Annotated in this window: 18 protein-coding genes; 7 read left to right on the plus strand and 11 right to left on the minus strand. The window is 68.1% G+C overall.

All coding sequences use genetic code 11. The features are described from left to right. The 4 genes from AWC17_RS21920 to AWC17_RS21935 all read right to left on the minus strand — a co-directional run bounded on the left by AWC17_RS21920 (window position 1) and on the right by AWC17_RS21935 (window position 3,321). Window positions 1-1,044, minus strand: coding sequence for an ABC transporter permease (locus AWC17_RS21920; RefSeq protein WP_046182197.1), 1,044 nt, complete (start codon window positions 1,042-1,044; stop codon window positions 1-3). Window positions 1,045-1,570: 526 nt separating this feature from the next. Then, complete coding sequence (locus AWC17_RS21925; RefSeq protein ID WP_046182185.1) at window positions 1,571-2,068, minus strand: GNAT family N-acetyltransferase; 498 nt, start codon at window positions 2,066-2,068, stop codon at window positions 1,571-1,573. A 7-nt stretch (window positions 2,069-2,075) separates the two neighbouring features. Next, window positions 2,076-2,945, minus strand: a complete 870-nt coding sequence (locus AWC17_RS21930; protein WP_046182184.1) for an SAM-dependent methyltransferase — start codon at window positions 2,943-2,945, stop codon at window positions 2,076-2,078. A gap of 4 nt (window positions 2,946-2,949) precedes the next feature. Then, window positions 2,950-3,321, minus strand: coding sequence for a DUF3054 domain-containing protein (locus AWC17_RS21935; RefSeq protein ID WP_046182183.1), 372 nt, complete (start codon window positions 3,319-3,321; stop codon window positions 2,950-2,952). 68 nt (window positions 3,322-3,389) lie between these two features. On the opposite strand from AWC17_RS21935, the gene AWC17_RS21940 reads away from it, so the two are divergent. Genes AWC17_RS21940 through AWC17_RS21960 form a run of 5 tightly spaced genes read left to right on the plus strand, consistent with a single transcriptional unit; the run spans window position 3,390 to window position 7,755 of the window. Next, complete coding sequence (locus AWC17_RS21940; RefSeq protein WP_046182182.1) at window positions 3,390-4,136, plus strand: SDR family NAD(P)-dependent oxidoreductase; 747 nt, start codon at window positions 3,390-3,392, stop codon at window positions 4,134-4,136. Window positions 4,137-4,141: 5 nt separating this feature from the next. Continuing rightward, window positions 4,142-5,326: an acyl-CoA dehydrogenase family protein gene (locus tag AWC17_RS21945; protein ID WP_046182181.1), complete on the plus strand. Its 1,185-nt coding sequence runs from the start codon at window positions 4,142-4,144 to the stop codon at window positions 5,324-5,326. Between the two features lies 1 nt (window position 5,327). Continuing rightward, window positions 5,328-6,476, plus strand: coding sequence for an acyl-CoA dehydrogenase family protein (locus tag AWC17_RS21950; RefSeq protein WP_046182180.1), 1,149 nt, complete (start codon window positions 5,328-5,330; stop codon window positions 6,474-6,476). Next, window positions 6,476-7,138: a TetR/AcrR family transcriptional regulator gene (locus tag AWC17_RS21955; protein ID WP_046182179.1), complete on the plus strand. Its 663-nt coding sequence runs from the start codon at window positions 6,476-6,478 to the stop codon at window positions 7,136-7,138. Before AWC17_RS21950 ends, AWC17_RS21955 begins: the two co-directional genes overlap by 1 nt. Before the next feature lie 5 nt (window positions 7,139-7,143). After that, window positions 7,144-7,755, plus strand: a complete 612-nt coding sequence (locus tag AWC17_RS21960) for a hypothetical protein (RefSeq protein WP_046182178.1) — start codon at window positions 7,144-7,146, stop codon at window positions 7,753-7,755. Window positions 7,756-8,172: 417 nt separating this feature from the next. Here AWC17_RS21960 and AWC17_RS21965 read toward each other — a convergent pair whose 3' ends face one another. Next, the gene (locus AWC17_RS21965) at window positions 8,173-8,829 is read right to left on the minus strand and encodes a sensor domain-containing protein (RefSeq protein WP_046182177.1); all 657 of its coding nucleotides are present in this window, start codon (window positions 8,827-8,829) and stop codon (window positions 8,173-8,175) included. A 111-nt stretch (window positions 8,830-8,940) separates the two neighbouring features. Between AWC17_RS21965 and AWC17_RS21970 the strand changes: the two genes are divergently transcribed. Then, entirely contained in the window at window positions 8,941-10,332 is a 1,392-nt protein-coding gene (locus AWC17_RS21970) for an NAD(P)/FAD-dependent oxidoreductase (RefSeq protein ID WP_046182176.1), read from the plus strand. On the opposite strand, the gene AWC17_RS21975 is transcribed toward AWC17_RS21970, so the two are convergent. From AWC17_RS21975 to AWC17_RS22000, 6 genes are all read right to left on the minus strand, one after another. Next, a complete protein-coding gene (locus AWC17_RS21975) occupies window positions 10,329-11,561 on the minus strand; it encodes an O-succinylhomoserine sulfhydrylase (protein WP_046182175.1) in 1,233 nt (410 codons plus the stop codon). The two genes, AWC17_RS21970 and AWC17_RS21975, sit on opposite strands and share 4 nt — an antisense overlap. After that, window positions 11,558-11,992, minus strand: coding sequence for a rhodanese-like domain-containing protein (locus AWC17_RS21980; RefSeq protein WP_046182174.1), 435 nt, complete (start codon window positions 11,990-11,992; stop codon window positions 11,558-11,560). The genes AWC17_RS21975 and AWC17_RS21980 overlap by 4 nt, the downstream gene beginning before the upstream one ends. A gap of 74 nt (window positions 11,993-12,066) precedes the next feature. Continuing rightward, entirely contained in the window at window positions 12,067-13,254 is a 1,188-nt protein-coding gene (purT, locus tag AWC17_RS21985; RefSeq protein ID WP_197089771.1) for a formate-dependent phosphoribosylglycinamide formyltransferase, read from the minus strand. Between the two features lie 71 nt (window positions 13,255-13,325). Next, window positions 13,326-13,982 carry a PaaI family thioesterase gene (locus AWC17_RS21990; protein WP_046186774.1) on the minus strand — a complete coding sequence of 219 codons (657 nt, stop codon included), beginning with the start codon at window positions 13,980-13,982 and terminating at the stop codon, window positions 13,326-13,328. Next, window positions 13,979-15,277, minus strand: coding sequence for an adenylosuccinate synthase (locus AWC17_RS21995; RefSeq protein ID WP_046186773.1), 1,299 nt, complete (start codon window positions 15,275-15,277; stop codon window positions 13,979-13,981). The genes AWC17_RS21990 and AWC17_RS21995 overlap by 4 nt, the downstream gene beginning before the upstream one ends. Window positions 15,278-15,531: 254 nt before the next feature. Further along, window positions 15,532-16,509, minus strand: a complete 978-nt coding sequence (locus tag AWC17_RS22000) for a histidine phosphatase family protein (RefSeq protein WP_046186772.1) — start codon at window positions 16,507-16,509, stop codon at window positions 15,532-15,534. 293 nt (window positions 16,510-16,802) lie between these two features. Here AWC17_RS22000 and AWC17_RS22005 point away from each other — a divergent pair, with 293 nt between their 5' ends. Then, on the plus strand, window positions 16,803-17,435 hold the full coding sequence (locus tag AWC17_RS22005; RefSeq protein WP_085165083.1) for a peptidase M50: 633 nt from the start codon (window positions 16,803-16,805) through the stop codon (window positions 17,433-17,435). Window position 17,436: the final 1 nt, after the last annotated feature.

Below are 17,436 nucleotides of genomic sequence, written 5' to 3' on the forward strand. Positions count from 1 at the left end.
CTATGAACCCCCAAACGCCAGCGCCGGGTCGACCGCTACCGCGCGCCGCACGCCCGCCAAGCTCGCCAACAGACCGATCACCACCGCGGTCGCCACCAGGGACAGGAAGGTCGAGGTGGTCACCACCACGAGCATCGGAAACAACGGGCCGAGCACAACCGCCAGCAGCCCACCGAGGACCGCGGCGACCAACGCGACGAGCACTGCCTGTAGCGCGAGCCCGGTGAGCACCGAATGACTGGGGACACCGAGGGCTTTGAACACCGCGAAGTCGCGGGTGCGCTCCAGCGCAGAGAGATAGATCAGCGATCCCACGATCATCGCCGCCACTCCCCACAGCAGAATCGCCATGTAGAACATCGCCAGGCGAGCCCCGTGCAGCGGGCGGACCATGTCATCGATCGCAGCGCGGCGATCCACGGCGCGGTAGCCGGCGGGTATTTGGGTGAGTGTGCCGCGCAAACCGATGGCGGAAACCACCGGCTGCGCGGAAAACATCAACCGCTGCGCCCCCGCAACGGTCAGAAACGCATTGGGTTGGCCTGCGAGCGTGGTCGACTTGTCGACCAGCCCTACGATCCGCAGCACCTCCGCACCCATCTCGACGTCGGCACCAATGGGTCGCCCCAGCGTGTTCGACATGGCGACCTCACCGGGATTCGACGGTGCCCGCCCCGCAGCGATCGGCGGCATCGCTTGCTCGGGCACACCGTAGACGTTCACGTTTTGCGGCGAGGGCCGATCTTGCAAGATCGTGTTGCCGTAGACCACCGGGATCGCCGATTCGACGCCCGGGAGCCGGGCGATCGCCTGTAATTCTGCCTCCGGGAACCTCGATGAACCCATGAACGGACCTACTGCGCCCGTCTGGATGAGGTAGGTGTCAATGCCGATTGAATCGACCACACGCTGCGCCTCGACACGAAAACCGTGCGTCAGCCCGGTGAGGATGAGGGTCAGCGCGAATACCATTCCGGTACCGATTGCCGCGATGATGAAGCGTCGCAGACGCCAATGCATGTCCCGCAAGGCGGTGGTCAGCATCGGCAGGCACATCTGCTCCCGCAGGTCACCGATAGACCCCACGGCTAGACCTCCGATCTAACTAGGTAGTAAGAATCTGCCCGCTCGACCGTGGGTCGCGTAGAGCCGAAGGGCCTTTATCGGACATGACCTAACGCCCCGCTTGCAGCGCAGGCCGGGCTCAACGTGGTTGAGTGGTTCGTGGATCTCCCCGGAATGCCCGTCCACACACTTAGCGGCGTGCGCGATCGGTCAGGTAATGCGTCGAAAAACCTTGGCCGAGAACATCGCTCGGCGCGGATTGTTTGATGCGCCTGTTCAACAGGCGGCGGCGGTCGCGTCGTCGACGATGAGGCGAACAACCGGTTTGCCACTACCTCAGCAGGGCGGCCCGCAACCAACTGCGTGAAACCGATGATCTCTATGAAACATATTGCAAGATAAGCTTTTCGCTGCCCAGACGAAGCCCCTATGAATGCAAAAAGACAGACGGCCAGCGCCAGCAGCACACGGCGACGCCAGGGTGGGCCGCCATGGGTGCGCGTCCTCAGCCGAGGATCTTCTCGAACGCGATCGGGACGAACGGGCCCCAGGACGGCAGCGGGTCGGCGGGCACCCGGGTGTACCCGGTCGCGTCGTACAGCGCCTCGGCCTCGGGTTGCCGGTTGCCGGTGATCAGGTAGAGGCGCCGATACCCGCGCGCGGCGGTCTCGGCCTCCAACGCCGCCAGCAGGACGCGGGCGTAACCGCGGCGCCGATGCGCGCGGTCGGTCCAGATCCGCTTGAGCTCGGCGGTCTCGGCGTCGTATCGCCGGAACGCGCCGCCGGTGACGGGCACGCCGTCCAGCACACCGATCAGCAGCCCGCCGTCCGGCGCCGCCAACTCGGCCTCCGGCACGGGCAACCAGGACAGGTGCGTGCTCGGCGTGCCGCCGTAGCGCTGCGCGTACTCGTCGGCCAGCTCGGCCAGCAGCGGCTGCGCCAACGGGTCGTTGTGGGTGGCCGACACGAACCGCAGCTGTTCGGCTGGGGCTGACTTGAACATCAAACTATTAAACCCGCGTCGCGGTGAGGTATTCCGGGACGAACTCGGTGCCGCCGGGGCCGCGCCGCCGACCTGGCAGCCCCATGGCGCCAAGCAGGTCGGTGACGTTGCGCTGCACCGTCTCCCAGCCGTTGGCCGCCAAATACTCCGGCACGTAATGGTATTGGCCCGCATGAGTCAGGCTGGCCAGGTCGACGTCCAGGCCCTGTCGGTGCCAGCCATCGACAAACGACCGCTCCGCCTCGAGCTGCAACGGGGTCCAGGTCGGCATGTGGTCGGCCGCGAACCGGCTGCCGGCGGCACTCATCGCGGTGACCCCCTGCAGCAAGCGGTCCTGCAGGCCGGGCGTCAGGTACCCGATCAGCAGCTGCTCGGCGATCCACACCGTGGGCGAGGTGGCGTCGAAACCGACCCGCCGCAGCGCGGCCGGCCAATCCTGATGCACATCGACGCAGACCGCGCGCCGGCTCGCGGCCAGTTCGGCACCCAGGCCGCGCAGCACTTCGGCTTTGAAGTCGAGCACCTCGGGCCGGTCGATCTCGTAAACGGCTGTCCCCGGCGGCCACCACAGCCGGTACGGCCGGGTGTCCAGACCCGATACCAGGATCACCACTTGGCGAAGACCCGCCCTCCCGGCTTCGGCGACGAACTCGTCGACGAACCGGGTGTGCGCCGCGCAGATGTCCAGGAACCGCGGGCTGCCGGTGTCGTCGGCGGCGTACCGATCGTCGTCGAGCAAGCGGACGAAGTGGTCGACCCCGGCGGCGCGCACCAACGGTTCGGCGAACGGGTCGTTCAGCTGCCCCTTGTTGGTGGCGACCGCCCGCGCGACGGCGCCGAATGCCGCGGTCACCGGCACGCCCGCCGTCGCTGCCATGGTTCTATACGCCGGACCGGCGCCGAAGCATCAGCCCGGCGACCGCCCGCCAGCCGAGCAATAACAACGCGGTGACCGACGCCGCCACCACCACGAAACTCGCCGCCACACCCGCGGAACTGGCCTTGCGCAACACCATGCCGACGACGACGGTGCACAGCCAGACGACCACTCCGGTCGGCACCACCGCGGTGGGGCGCCGCCAGGCACGGGATGCCAGCCACCCGACGACGGTGCCGGTGAGAAACGGCCACGCCGTCGTCGCGACGCCGGTGATGTTGAGTCCTTCGTCGTGGCTGCGCCGGCCGACGGCGCAGAAGACGAGTACGCCGAGGACGTCCAGGGCTAGCCAGGCCGGCCTCCGGTGGCTGAGCATGCAGCGAGACTACCGACAGGCTTGCCGACCTTGACCCTGCCGCCACGGTGAACCTAAGTTCGTCAACAATGAACGCACATTCACAAGGCCGCCTGGCCGTGGTGACGGGCGCCGGTTCGGGCATCGGCAAGGCGATAGCGCTGGCGTTCGCCGCACAGGGCGACCGGGTGATCGCCGCCGACCTGGACGAGGCCGCGGCGGCGGCCACCGCCAAGGAGCACCCCGAGCTGATCACCGCGCTGCCGGTGGACGTCGCCGACCCGGCCCAGGTCGACGCCCTGCGGGACGCGACGCACGCCGAAGCCGGCGTGCCCGACATCGTGGTCAACGCCGCCGGCTGGGACCGCACCGATCAATTCCTCAACGCCACACCGGAATTCGCGGCCAAGGTGGTGGCCATCAACTACCTGGGGCCGGTGCACGTCTGCGCTGCGTTCCTGCCGGGAATGATCGAGACGCACGCCGGCGGACGCGTCGTCAACGTCGCCAGCGACGCGGGCCGCGTCGGCAGCGCCGGGGAATCCATCTACGCCGGAGCCAAGGGCGGGGTGATCGCGCTGACCAAGTCGCTGGCCCGGGAGATGGCCCGCCATCAGATCACGGTCAACTGCGTGTGCCCGGGCCCGACCGACACACCGCTGTTCCACGCCCAGCCCGAGAAGCTGAAAGAGGCGCTGGTCAAAGCCATCCCGTTTCGCCGCCTGGCGCGCCCCGAAGAGGTCGCCGCACCCGTACTGTTCTTCGCGTCGCCCGCCGCGTCGTTCATCACGGGACAGGTGATCAGCGTCAGCGGCGGCCTGACGATGGCAGGCTGAGACCTATGAGCACCCAAAAACTTCCCGCCTTCGACCGGTACGACCCCCTGGGCCTGGACGCCTCCCTGTCCGACGACGAGCTCGCGCTGCGCGACACCGTCCGGAAGTTCTGCGCCGAGCATGTCCTTCCCTACGTCGCGGAGTGGTTCGAGATCGGCGACCTGCCGGTGCGCGAACTCGCCAAAGGGTTCGGCCAGCTCGGCCTGCTGGGCATGCACCTGCACGGCTACGGATGCGGCGGGGCCTCCGCCGTGCACTACGGCCTGGCCTGTGTGGAGCTGGAGGCCGCCGACTCTGGCCTGCGGTCGATGGTCTCGGTGCAGGGGTCCCTGGCGATGTTCGCGATCTGGAACTTCGGGTCCGAGGAGCAAAAGCGGGAGTGGCTGCCCGGTATGGCGACCGGCGAACTGCTGGGGTGTTTCGGGCTGACCGAACCCGACGTGGGATCCGATCCCGCCGCGATGAAAACCCGTGCGCGGCGTGATGGTTCGGATTGGGTGCTCAACGGCCGAAAGCTGTGGATCACCAACGGCTCGGTCGCCGATGTCGCGGTCGTGTGGGCCGCCACCGACGAGGGGATTCGGGGCTTCCTAGTGCCGACTAGGACACCGGGATTCACCGCCAACACCATCCACCACAAGCTGTCGCTGCGGGCCTCGATCACCAGCGAGCTGGTGCTCGACGACGTGCGGCTGCCCGCCGACGCGATGCTGCCCGAGGCGACAGGGCTGCGGGGACCGCTGTCCTGCCTGTCCGAGGCGCGCTACGGAATCATCTGGGGTTCGATGGGCGCGGCGCGGTCGGCCTGGCAGGCCGCGCTCGACTACGCCACGCAGCGCACCCAATTCGGGCGCCCGATCGCCGGATTCCAATTGACCCAGGCCAAGCTCGTCGACATGGCGGTCGAGCTGCACAAGGGTCAGCTGCTGTCGCTGCATCTCGGCCGCCTCAAGGACGGTGTCGGGCTGCGTCCCGAGCAGGTCAGCTTCGGCAAGCTGAACAACACCCGCGAGGCCATCAAGATCTGCCGGACCGCTCGAACCATTTTGGGCGGCAACGGCATATCGCTGGAGTACCCGGTCATCCGGCACATGGTCAACCTGGAGTCGGTGCTCACGTACGAGGGCACGCCCGAGATGCACCAGCTTGTCCTCGGCCAGGCGTTCACCGGCAGCGACGCCTTCCGCTGACATGGCCCCGCGTCTGGAGTACGCCGAAGAGCACCGGCAGTTCCGCGCACTCGTCCGCGAGTTCGTCCAGCGGGTGGTGGTCCCGGCGCACGAGCGGGCCGAAACGCGGGGCCAGTGGGACCGCTCGCTGTTCATCGAAGCGGGAAAGCTTGGCCTGCTGGGTTTTTCGGTTCCCGAACACCTCGGCGGCCCTGGGGTCAACGACTTCCGCTACAACGCGATCGTCATCGACGAACTGCAACGCGCCGGGGCGGCGGCCGAGACCATCGCGTTCACGCTGCAAAACGACGTGGTGCTGCCCTATCTCACCGACCTGACCACGCCCGAGCAACAACAACGCTGGCTGCCCGGCGTGGTGACGGGCGAGACGGTGCTCGGCATCGCCATGACCGAACCCGGCACCGGCAGCGACCTGGCCGGAATCCGTACCGCGGCGGTCCGGGACGGCGACCACTACGTCGTCAGCGGCGCCAAGACGTTCATCTCCAACGGCCAATGCGGCGACCTGTTCGTCGTCGCGGTGCGGACGTCACCCGATCGGCACAAAGGGCTTTCGCTTCTGGTGGTCGACGCGGACACCCCGGGTTTCTCCCGCGGCCGCAACCTGGAGAAGATCGGCCTGCACGCCCAGGACACCAGCGAGCTGACCTTCACCGACATGCGGGTGCCGGTAGCCAATCTGCTCGGAGAAGAGGGCAGGGGCTTCTACCAGCTGATGCAGAACCTGCCGCAGGAGCGGCTCGCACTGGGGGTGGGGGCGGTGGCCGCCGCCGATGCCATCCTGGCGGAGACGCTGGAGTATGTGCGCGGCCGCAAGGCGTTCGGGGCGCCGATCGCCGGCTTTCAGCACAGCCAGTTCGTGCTCGCCGAGCTGGCGACCGAAATCGACATCGCCCGAACTTATCTCGACGACTGCCTGGCCCAGCACCTCACCGGCGAGCTGACGGCCGCGCGGGCCGCACGGCTGAAATGGTGGACCACCGACCTGCAGGTGCGGACCGCCGACCGGTGCCTGCAACTGCACGGCGGCTATGGCTACATGCGCGAATACGCCGTGGCGCGCGCGTTCGTCGACGCCCGCATCCAGACGATTTACGGCGGAACCAACGAGATTATGAAGACGATTGTGGCCAAGGACCTGGGGATCTAGTGGCCGTCGACTACGGCTCTCTGCCCGTCGAGGAGGCGGTACGCGCGGCCCGGGCCAGCGCGCGGCGCCGCCAGGTGCTCGACGCCGCGGTAACGGTGATGGGCAAACACGGCTTCCACCAGATGTCCATGCAGGACCTGGCCGCCGAGGCGAAGGTCAGCGTCGGCCTCATCTACACCTACTTCGGCGGCAAGGAGGACCTGCTGCTCGCCACGATCGTGCGGATCCTCGACGTGTTCCGCGATCAGCTTGCGCCCGTGATGGATGCCGCCGGCGACGACGTGGTGGACCAGTTGGCCGCGGGCATCCGCCGCTACATCCAGATCGTGGACGAGAATCTCGATGGCGTGGTGCTGACCTATCGGGAAAGCCGGACACTGGCGCCGGCCGATCGGGCGCGGATCAAGGAACTCGAAATCGCCACCGCCGCACCGCTGCGCTCGGTCATCGAAGACGGAGTCGCCCAGGGCGTCTTCCGCGACGTCGACGTCGACCTCACCGTATTCGACATCATGCTGATCGCACACGGCTGGGCGCTCAAGCACTGGCACTTCGGGCCGCTCTACACCAGCGACGAGTACATCCGACTGCAGACCCGCCACGTGCTCGACGCGTTGGTTCGCGATGACCGTCGCGCCGACTACGCACACGTGCTGGAATGAGAGGCATGAAAGGCACCGCACTCCGTGGCATGCTCGCGGCTCTCGCGCTGGGTGCCGTTGCCGGTATCCCGCCAAGCGGCGCCGATCCCACCGTCACGCTGCCCCCGATGACGTCGAGCGGCGGCGGGCCGATCATCGGCGGCGGCAACAGCGCCGGGATCGCGCAGCAGCTGTTCAGCTTCGGCACTCCCAACGTGCAGGAGGCCGACGGCTCGGACGCGGCGCAATTCATCACGGCTGCCGCCGGCAGCGCCAATCCGCAACTGGCCGCGCCCTTCTCGTTGATGCGCCGGGCGCTGGCGTGCCAGACGAACAACGCCGGATTCGGGGCGCGCGCGTATCGGCGCAGCGACGGGCAATGGGGAGGCGCGATGGTGGTCGCGGCCAAGAGCGCGACGCCCAACGTCGACGCCCTGGCGGGCTGCGCCAAGACGAACTGGCGCAGGGCCACGGCCGGCACGCAGGGCTCACTCTGCAACAGCGGCTGGAGCACCCCGAACACCTACGAGAGCCGCCGCGGCGAGACCTACTACATCTTGCTCGCCGGCACCGCCGACGACTTCTGCACCACGCTCAACGGCAAATTCAAGGACAACTCCAACGGGTGGCCGTTCTAGCAGGGGCGGATGAGCTGACGCGAGTGGCGCGGTCTTGGGCCCGGGTTCGTGGTCAGATCGGCATGGGTTCTCACCCATTGCCTAGACGTTCATCGCAGTTCAGCGCGGGTCGTCCGGACGGACAAAACCGGAAGAACGGGCTCAGCGAGCGTTGACACCGCTGAGGTACCGCCCGACCAGCACGACGCGTGGGGGTCCGGATCTTCCGCGGAAGCGATGAGAGGGGTGGTGCTGTGCCGAAGCTTCGTGGCCTCAAACGCTACCGCATCGCCGGGACGCAGCGAGATGGCTTTTCCCTCGACGATTAGTACTCCACCGTTCTGGGTCGACGGCGGAGACTGCAAGCACACCAGGACCTGAATCGTTCCCTCGGCATCCCGATGAGGATTGATGAATTCGCCGAATTCTGGCGAGCAGCTATTGGCCGAGCGTGTTCTGCATCGCCGCCGCCACCGCGTTCACCGCGGGACCGCCGTCGCCCGACTGACACACCTTGGCCTGCAGCAGAACGTTTTCCCGCAACCGGGTTTGGAAGAAGCAGCGACGATCAGTGCCCGGCTCCTGCTTGCTCCACGCGGCGTCGGTGCCCGTGATCGCACCGTTGGTGAACGACCAGACCTGGGTCGTCCCGTTGTCGATATGCATCGTGCCAGTCCGCCCTGAGCACCCGCCGGTACGGTCCAGGATCCGGTGGAAGGCCCCGTTCGCGGCATCATCGGTGGCGAACACACCGACCGCCTGCTTGACGTAGTGGGTCTCATCGGTGGGCGACTCCTGCATGACCGCGCTGTTGAACGCCTCCAGGCCGGGATCGGTGTAGACCTCCGGCAGCCCGACATCGGCGTAGTTGTTGCACAGCGGGAGGTCGATCCAATAATCCTGCACCGGCGCCGTCGACGTCGCCGCCCACCCGATGGTCGCGCCGACGATGTTGCCCACCGACCCCTGGTCGAGCACCGCACGATTCACCACGCCCGGATCCGAAGGTCGCGCCGCGGCCGCCGGCATGGCGCCGAAACCGGCCAATACCACTACGACAACGGCGCACGCGCGAGCACCCGCGGCTCCCAGCATGCCTTTTAAAGTAATTCCGTCAGCGGTGAGAGGTCCAATGTGCGGCACCCGGCGCAGTCGTACGGTGGAGGTGCGCCGCAGAGACACCGGGACGGATCAGAGGGGACAACTATGTCGCGTCATCGCGTCGTCATCATCGGAAGCGGATTCGGCGGCCTCAACGCGGCCAAGGCACTCAAGCGGGCCCCCAAAGGATGCCAAGTCGACGTCACCCTGATCTCGAAAACCACGAGCCACCTGTTCCAGCCCTTGCTGTACCAGGTGGCCACCGGCATCCTGTCCGAAGGTGACATCGCCCCGACCACGCGGCTGATCCTGCGCCGGCAGAAGAACGTCCGGGTGCTGTGGGGCGAGGTCAGCGAGATCGACCTGACGGCGAAGACCGTGACGTCGCACCTGATGGGCATGCAGACGGTGACGCCCTTTGACAGTCTCATCGTGGCCGCCGGCGCGCAGCAGTCCTATTTCGGCCACGACGAGTACGCCGCCTTCGCACCCGGCATGAAGAGCATCGACGACGCCCTCGAGCTGCGGGCCCGCATCCTCGGCGCGTTCGAGGCCGCCGAAGTCGCCACCGACCCCGCCGAGCGGCAACGCCGCCTGACGTTCGTGGTGGTCGGTGCCGGCCCGACCGGAGTCGAGCTGGCCGGCGAGATCGTCCAGCTCGCCGAACGCACCCTGGCCGGGGCATTCCGGACGATCACACCCAGCGAATGCCGGGTTATCCTGCTCGACGCGGCGCCCGCGGTGTTGCCGCCGATGGGTGAGAATCTGGGCCTCAAAGCGCAACGGCGTCTGCAAAAGATGGATGTCGAGATCCAGCTCAACGCGATGGTGAGCGCGGTGGACTACATGGGCATCACGATCCAGGAGAAGGACGGCAGCGAGCGCCGCATCGAATGCGCGTGCAAGGTGTGGGCCGCGGGCGTGCAGGCCAGCGAGCTGGGCAAGATGATCGCCGAGCAGTCCGAGGGAACCGAGACCGACCGCGCCGGACGGGTCATCGTCGAACCCGACCTCACCGTCAAGGGGCATCCGTACGTGTTCGTCGTCGGCGACCTGATGTCCGTGCCCGGCGTACCCGGGATGGCCCAGGGCGCGATCCAGGGGGCGCACTACGTCACCACGCTGATCAAGCACGCGGTGAAGGGCCACGACGACCCGGCCAACCGCAAGCCGTTCAAGTACTTCGACAAGGGCAGCATGGCCCTGATCTCGCGGTACAGCGCCGTCGCGAAGGTCGGCAAGCTGGAGTTCGGCGGCTTCATCGCCTGGTTGGCGTGGCTGCTGCTGCACCTCTACTACCTGATCGGCCACCGCAACCGCATCGCCGCCATGTTCGCCTGGGGCATCTCCTTCCTGGGCCGCACCCGCGGCCAGATGGCCATCACCAGCCAGATGATGTATGCCCGGCCGGTGGTGGACTGGGTGGAGCGGCAAGCGCAGGAGGGGACGCTGGCGGCGGCCGAACGCATCGAAGCGGCCGAGAAGCAAGCCGGCTAGCTGAGGGCCTGGTCGATATCGGCGATCAGGTCGTCGGTGCCTTCCAGCCCGACGGAGATCCGGACCACGCCGTCACCGAGGCCGATCGCCGCGCGGCCCTCCGGGCCCATCGCCCGGTGGGTCGTGGTGGCGGGATGGGTGACAAGGGATTTCGCGTCGCCCAGGTTGTTGGAGATGTCGATCAGCCGCAGCTTGTCCAACACCTCGAAGGCCCGCTGTTTGGCTTTGTCGTCGGGGCAGTCGAGCGCGAAGGTGATCACCGTCCCGCCGCCGGACATCTGGCGCTTGGCCAGGTCGTACTGCGGGTGCGACGGCAGGTACGGGTAGCGAACCCAGCTCACCGCCGGATGGGTCTCGAGGAACTCCGCGATCCGGTGCGCCGAGGAATTGCTGTGCTCGACCCGGATGGCCAGCGTCTCAAGGCCTTTCACCAACACCCAGGCGTTGAACGCGCTCAGCGCCGGGCCGGTGTGCCGCATCAGCTTCTGCACCGGACCGTCGATGTAGTCCTTGTCGCCGAGGATGGCGCCGCCCAGCACCCGGCCCTGGCCGTCGATGTGCTTGGTGCCCGAGTACACCACCACGTCAACGCCGAGGGGAATGCCCTGCTGCAGCAATGGTGTGGCAAAGACGTTGTCCAACACCACTTTTGCCCCCGCGGCGTGCGCCAGCTCGACCACCGCGGCGATATCCACCAGCGACTGCATCGGGTTGGACGGCGTCTCGAAGAACACCGCCGCGGTGGGGACGGACAGGGCCTCCTCCCACTGCGCCAGGTCGTCGCCGTCGACGAAGACGGTCTCGACGCCCCAGCGCGGCAGGATCTCGTTGCACACCACGAAGCACGACCCGAACAGGCTGCGCGCGGCGACCAGCCGGTCCCCGGCGGCCAGCAGCGCGCCCAGCGAGGTGAACACCGCGGCCATGCCGCTCGCGGTGGCGAACGCCGCTGGCGCGCCCTCGATCAGGCGCAACCGCTCCTCGAACATCGTCACGGTCGGGTTGCCGTAGCGCGAGTACACGAAGTGGTCCAGCTCGCCGGTGAACGACTTCTCCGCAACGGCCGCCGAGGAGTAGACGTAGCCGGACGTCAGGAACATCGCCTCGGCGGTCTCGTCGAACCCCGAGCGCAGCAGCCCGCCGCGCACTCCGATCGTGGCCTGGCTGACGCCGTCGGGCAGCGCCTTGGGCGCTCGGACAGAGTCCCCCGACGAGGAGGCGTCGGTCATAGCCGCTTCCAGGGCAATCCGATTGCGCGCCAGCCTGATTCACCGCGCCGGCCCTCGGCATTCAGCTGGCCTTCGAACCCGTCCAGCACGTTGTAGGCCGGGGTGATGCCGGCCCGGGTCGCGACCTCGGCGGCACCGATGGAGCGGTTGCCCGAGCGACACAGGAAGACCACCGGACGCTCGGATTCCGTTTCGGGAACCCGCGCCCGCAGTTCGTCGGCGAAATTGGCGTTGTACCTGCCGTCAGACGTGTTCCACTCGATGAACACCACGTCGCGGCCCAGGCTGGACAGGTCGGGCACACCGACGAACCGCCATTCATCATCGGTGCGCACGTCGACCAGCACGGCGTCGGGGTTGTCGTTGAGCAGCTTCCATGCCTGCTGGGGCGTGATGTCTCCGGCGTAGGAGCCTGCGCGTTCTGTGCTCATGCTTGTCTGACCTCGTTCTTGGTGAGCATTGTGAGCCACATTATCCGCGCTCGAGCGTCCCGGCCTCGGCGAGGTCAGGGTGCCGGGCGATGACTCTCCTGCCCCCGGTCGCGCGCGGTCAGCCGGTTGGCGACCTCACGGGCGCGCTCGCGCGCCGCCGTCACCTCCGGGGCCGTCGCCAACGCCTGGAATCCCCGCCCGACGACGCGAAGGTCGCTCTCCGGCACCGCCAGCGCACCGGCCAGCGCGGCGGCAGGGGCGTCGGCGCGCTGCACCCGGTGGGCCGCGCCCGGCGAAATCATCATGGTGTCCACCGGCAGGCCGAGAATGGTGCGGGCCTGCAGTTCGAACGCCGAAAGCCGCTGGCTGCGCACGGTCGCCCAGGCGCTGTCGGCGGGGTGGGGCGTGACGTCGGCGAAGTACACCTCGTCGCCGTTGATCATCAACTCGACCCCGAAGACGCCGCGCCCGCCGAGCGCCTTGACGATCCGCGCGGCAATCGATTTGGCGGCGTCCGTCGCGGCCGCGCTCATCTTCTGTGGCTGCCAGGACTCCTGCACGTCGGCAAGCCCCTCGCGGTGACCGATGGGCGAGCAGAACTCGATCACCGGCCCCTGGGGTCCGTCGCTGCGGACCGCCAGCAGGGTGACGTAAAACTCGACCTCCACCACGGTTTCGGCCAGCACCCGGTGCTGGTCCCCCTGGCCTCCCGTCGCGCGCTGCCAGGCCGGCCCGATGTCGTCGGGCCCCGCCGCCACCGACTGTCCCCGCCCGGCGGCCGCGAGCACCGGCTTCACCAGCAATGGGTACCCGGCGTGGGCACCCACCGCCTCGAGTTCGCCGGCGGAGCCGACGAACCAGAACGGCGCGGTGGGCAACCCCAACTCGTCGGCGGCCAGCCGGCGCAGGCCCTCCCGGTCGGCGGTGAGCCGGACGGCGCGGGCGCTGGGCACCAGCTGGGCACTCTCGAGCCCTTCGAGGGCCCAGGTGGCGACCGCGTCTGTGGCGGTCACGACGAAGTCCGGCTGCAGCCCCCGGAGCGCCTTCGTCAGCTCGTCGGCGTCGGTCATCGCGACCACTAGCGACTGATCGGACACCCCGTGCGCGGGCGCATCCGCGCGCTCGTCGACGGCGATCACCTGCGCGCCGAGGCGTCGCAAGGCGATCGCCAGTTCCCGGCTGAGCTCCCCGGAACCGAGCAACGCCACTCGCGGCCTGACGTCGGTTTCGTCCACCGGCGCTTGCGGGGGCACGGCGAGCATGGTCGTCTTGTCGTCTTGTCCTTCGGTCACGCCGTCAGTCACCGCTCAAGGATAGGTCGGTCGCGCAGACCTCAAGGCTGGCCGGGAAGCAGCCGCACCATCAGCCCGTTGGCCTCGGCCAGCACCGCGTCCCCAGATTCGCGCGCGTCGACGAGTTCCGCGGCCACGAACGCCTTGCGGCCTTCGGTGCTCGTGACGCGGCCGCGGACCGCCAACGGCGCATCGATCGGGGTGACCTTGCGGTAGTCGACGTGCAGGAAGGCGGTTCGGCTGATCGGCCGTCCCGCGGCGTGCGAGACCATGCCGAATACGTGGTCGAACAGCAGCGGCAGCACGCCGCCATGCACGGCGTGGTTTCCGCCGACGTGAAACCGGCTGAAGTAGCCGGTCATCTCGACCCCGTCCGGCGCGTACTTCGTCAACGTCCAGGGCGGCAGCAGCAGGCTGCCCATGCCGGGCAGGTCGGGTGTCCGCCCGGCCGGCGCCTGGCCCTCGTCGGCCTGGAACGGGCCCAGGACCTCCACCAGGGCCGCGGCGCGGTCGGCCGCATCGTCCCAGACGTCCTGAGCGTCTGGGCCGGGGTCGGCGGACACGGCAAGGTCCTGCAGCTGGCGCATGGCCGCGACGAACCGGCCGAACCCCGGGCCCGGACTGGCCGGGCCGTATTCGGGAAAGCCGCCGTGGTGTTCGTATTCGGGGTCGAGTTCTTTCGGGTCCAGCTCCGTCACGGGCGGGCCGCCAGGACGTCGCGGCGCACGATCGTCTGTTCGCGTCCCGGGCCGACGCCGATGCACGAAACATGGGCCCCGGCAAGCTCTTCCAGCCGCAACACGTAGTCACGCGCCTTGGCGGGCAGGTCGTCGAATTCCCGCGCGTCCGAGATGTCCTCCCACCAGCCCGGCAACTCCTCGTAAATCGGTTCGGCACCGGCCAGTTCGCTCTGAGTCATCGGCATGTCGGTGGTGCGCACGCCGTCGACCCGGTAACCGACGCACACCGGCACGGTTTCCAGACTGGACAGCACGTCGAGCTTGGTCAGGAAGTAATCGGTGATGCCGTTGACCCGGGTGGCGTAGCGGGCGATGACGGCGTCGAACCAGCCGCAGCGCCGGCGCCGGCCGGTGGTGACGCCGAACTCGCCACCGGTCTTGGACAGGTATTCGCCGCTCTCGTCGAACAATTCGGTCGGGAACGGGCCGGAGCCCACCCGCGTGGTGTAGGCCTTGAGGATCCCGAGCACGGTGGTGATCCGGGTCGGGCCGATGCCGGACCCGACGGCCGCGCCGCCGGCGGTCGGATTCGACGATGTGACATAGGGATACGTGCCGTGGTCGACATCTAGCAGGGTGCCCTGCGAGCCCTCCAGCAGCACGGTCTCGCCGGCCTCCAGCGCGGTGTTGAGTAGCAGCCGGGTGTCGCGGATGCGGTGGCGGAAACCCTCCGCCTGTTCCAGGAGGGCCTCGACGACCTGGTGCGGATCCAGCGCCTTGCGGTTATAGATCTTGACCAGGATCTGGTTCTTCAGTTCCAGCGCGGCCTCGACCTTGTGGGTCAGCCCGTCGGGGTCGAGCACGTCGGCGACGCGGATACCCATCCGGGCGATCTTGTCCTGGTAGCACGGCCCGATGCCGCGTCCGGTGGTGCCGATCTTCTTGTTGCCCATGTAGCGCTCGGTGACCTTGTCGATGGCGACGTGGTAGGGCAACAGCAGGTGCGCATCGGCGGAAATCAACAGCTTGGTGGTGTCCACGCCGCGGTCTTCGAGGCCTTTCAGCTCGTCGAGCAGCACGCCGGGGTCGATCACCACACCGTTGCCGATGACGTTGGTCACGCCCGGGGTCAGCACGCCCGAGGGGATGAGGTGCAGCGCGAAGTTTTCGCCGCTGGGCAAGACGACGGTGTGCCCGGCGTTGTTGCCGCCCTGATAGCGCACCACCCACTGCACGCGCCCACCGAGCAGGTCAGTGGCCTTACCTTTGCCCTCGTCGCCCCATTGGGCGCCGATGAGGACGATTGCCGGCATGACTTGCTCCCGCCTGCTTACTGTGGTTCCACTGGCAATGCGCCGTATCTTGCAGCGCCGCAACGGCTTGCGACATCGTCCGGTGGCTCGAGCTGCCGACCTGCACCAGCGCCTCGGTTAACCACTCCGGGACCGTGCGCGTAGCTGGACGCGTCTTTGCTTGCCGCGCTCACGTGGCGATCCTAAACGTCGGGTAACGACGGACTTGTGCCAAGGCCCATTTGATCCCGACTCGTGTCGCGGAGCGCCCCGGCTCATCCTGAAGGCGGCGCGGGCAGCCGCCCGCTGGGCGGCATTTCCGTCCATGCGCCGACGGGCGGAGCACTTGCCGTCGCGGGCGGTTTCGCCGCACATACACCGCTGCCGGTCGGCGCGTCCAACATCAGGCACAAGCCCTTCGGGTTACGACCGGTCCTCCCGGCCGCCCAACCCGGCCACACGGGTTTCCCGTTCCAACTCACCAGCGTCCAGCCATCGTGCGGATTGCCCTGGATCACGACAATGCCGGCGTTGGGCAGCGGGTCGAAGAGCAGGAGCAGCGGATCGGGGTTTTTGACGCTCATCATCGTCCCGACGCCGATCGCAAACTCGCTGGAGATCGCCACTTCGGTGATCTTGCCGTCCGCGGCCCGGACCGGGTTGGCCAGGGCTTTGCCATACATCGTTTGCAGGGAGTCGCCGAAGCGACTCGCGTTGGTCACCGCATTGCCGTACATCGTTTGCAGCGCGCCGTTGAAGCGTTTGTCGAATTCGAACCCGTTAGCGTCGGTGGAGCCCGGAGCCAGCATCGGCACGATGCGTAGCCCGAGCAGCCACGCCACAGGGCCTAGCAGGTACGCCAGCCCCGCCAGGCTGACCTGCGGTAGGCCATTGAATGCGCCGGCATCGATCTCGTTGAGCCCGGGCGATACCTGAACATTCATCCCCACCGTGACTGCCATCGGCGCCGCGGTCTGCTGCGCCCTGATCAACTGCGACGTGAAGATCGCGGCGAACGGGCCCTGCGCCGCGAGCACCTTGGCGACGTTCTGCGCCTGTTCCTGGCCGAGCACAGTGAGTGCCGTTCCGGGCACCGACGTGTCGATCAAGCGCGCCGCATTGGCCTCCGACTGGCCATGCCGCACCAAGTCGATCACGATCGATTCGTCGGCCGACGCCGTCGCCGACCCGATGCACAGCAGGACAGTCGAAAGCGCTACGGCGCCAACACGGCGGAGTTGCTTTGTCAGCAAGGGACCCGCGGGCCGGTACCAGACACGAGCAGCGCGGTTCGTGTGGGTGAGAAGACGGCGGTGAGTCGGCGAATGGCAGTTCTCCGTTCTCTTAGCCAATCGTTGGCTGGCCGTGTTGCAGGAGTAGAGTATCCGGTTGTTACCGGGCAGTGGCGCAACAACTTTCGTAGTCCGCAACCATGTTGTGACTACTTCGTTATGACGAGATCTTCCTGCGCCCAAATGGTCTGGCTGCCGACCGGACGAGAGGCGTTGGAGGACAGCGATATTGGTCCTGCTTGATTGGATAGCTTGTGACGCAAGAAGACCGTGGCCTGGCGGTGTTGGTGTTCGGTGATCGACGGGTGCCACGGCCGCTGATCGGCCTGCCGGTCCACACCGCCGATCTCGACGCCGCGATCGGGCCGTACCGACGGCTGGTGGTGGTCGGCGCCGACGCCGACCTGGCCGCCGTGCTGACCCGACTGCTGCGCGCCGACCGGCTCGACATCGAGGTGGCCTACGCGCCGTGCCGCCGCACCCGCGCGACCCGGATCTACCGCCTGCCGGCCGGACGCCGCGCGGCGCGACGTGCCCGGCGCGGTTCCCCGCAGCGGGTGACCCTGGTCCGCGACGAGACCGGGTCGGTTGTCGTCGGGCGGGCCGGCTGGGCGCCCACCGAGGGCCGACACCTGCACGGCGAGGCGGTCGTCGACGACACCACGTTGTTCGATGGCCACGCCCCCGCCGTCGACATCGAGCCGACGCTGGCCGTGCCGGGCCTGCGCGCCCGCGTGCCGACGGGCTGGCGCCGCTGGGTGACCGGCCGCGCGGTCCAGCTGGGCAGCACCGGCGCCACCGTGATGCGCGACGGCGTACCCGCGCCGCGCCCGGCGCGCCGGTCGACGTTCTACCGCAACGTCGAAGGCTGGCTGGCGGTCCGATAGT

Source organism: Mycobacterium nebraskense, from assembly GCF_002102255.1.
Taxonomy (GTDB): Bacteria; Actinomycetota; Actinomycetes; order Mycobacteriales; family Mycobacteriaceae; genus Mycobacterium; species Mycobacterium nebraskense.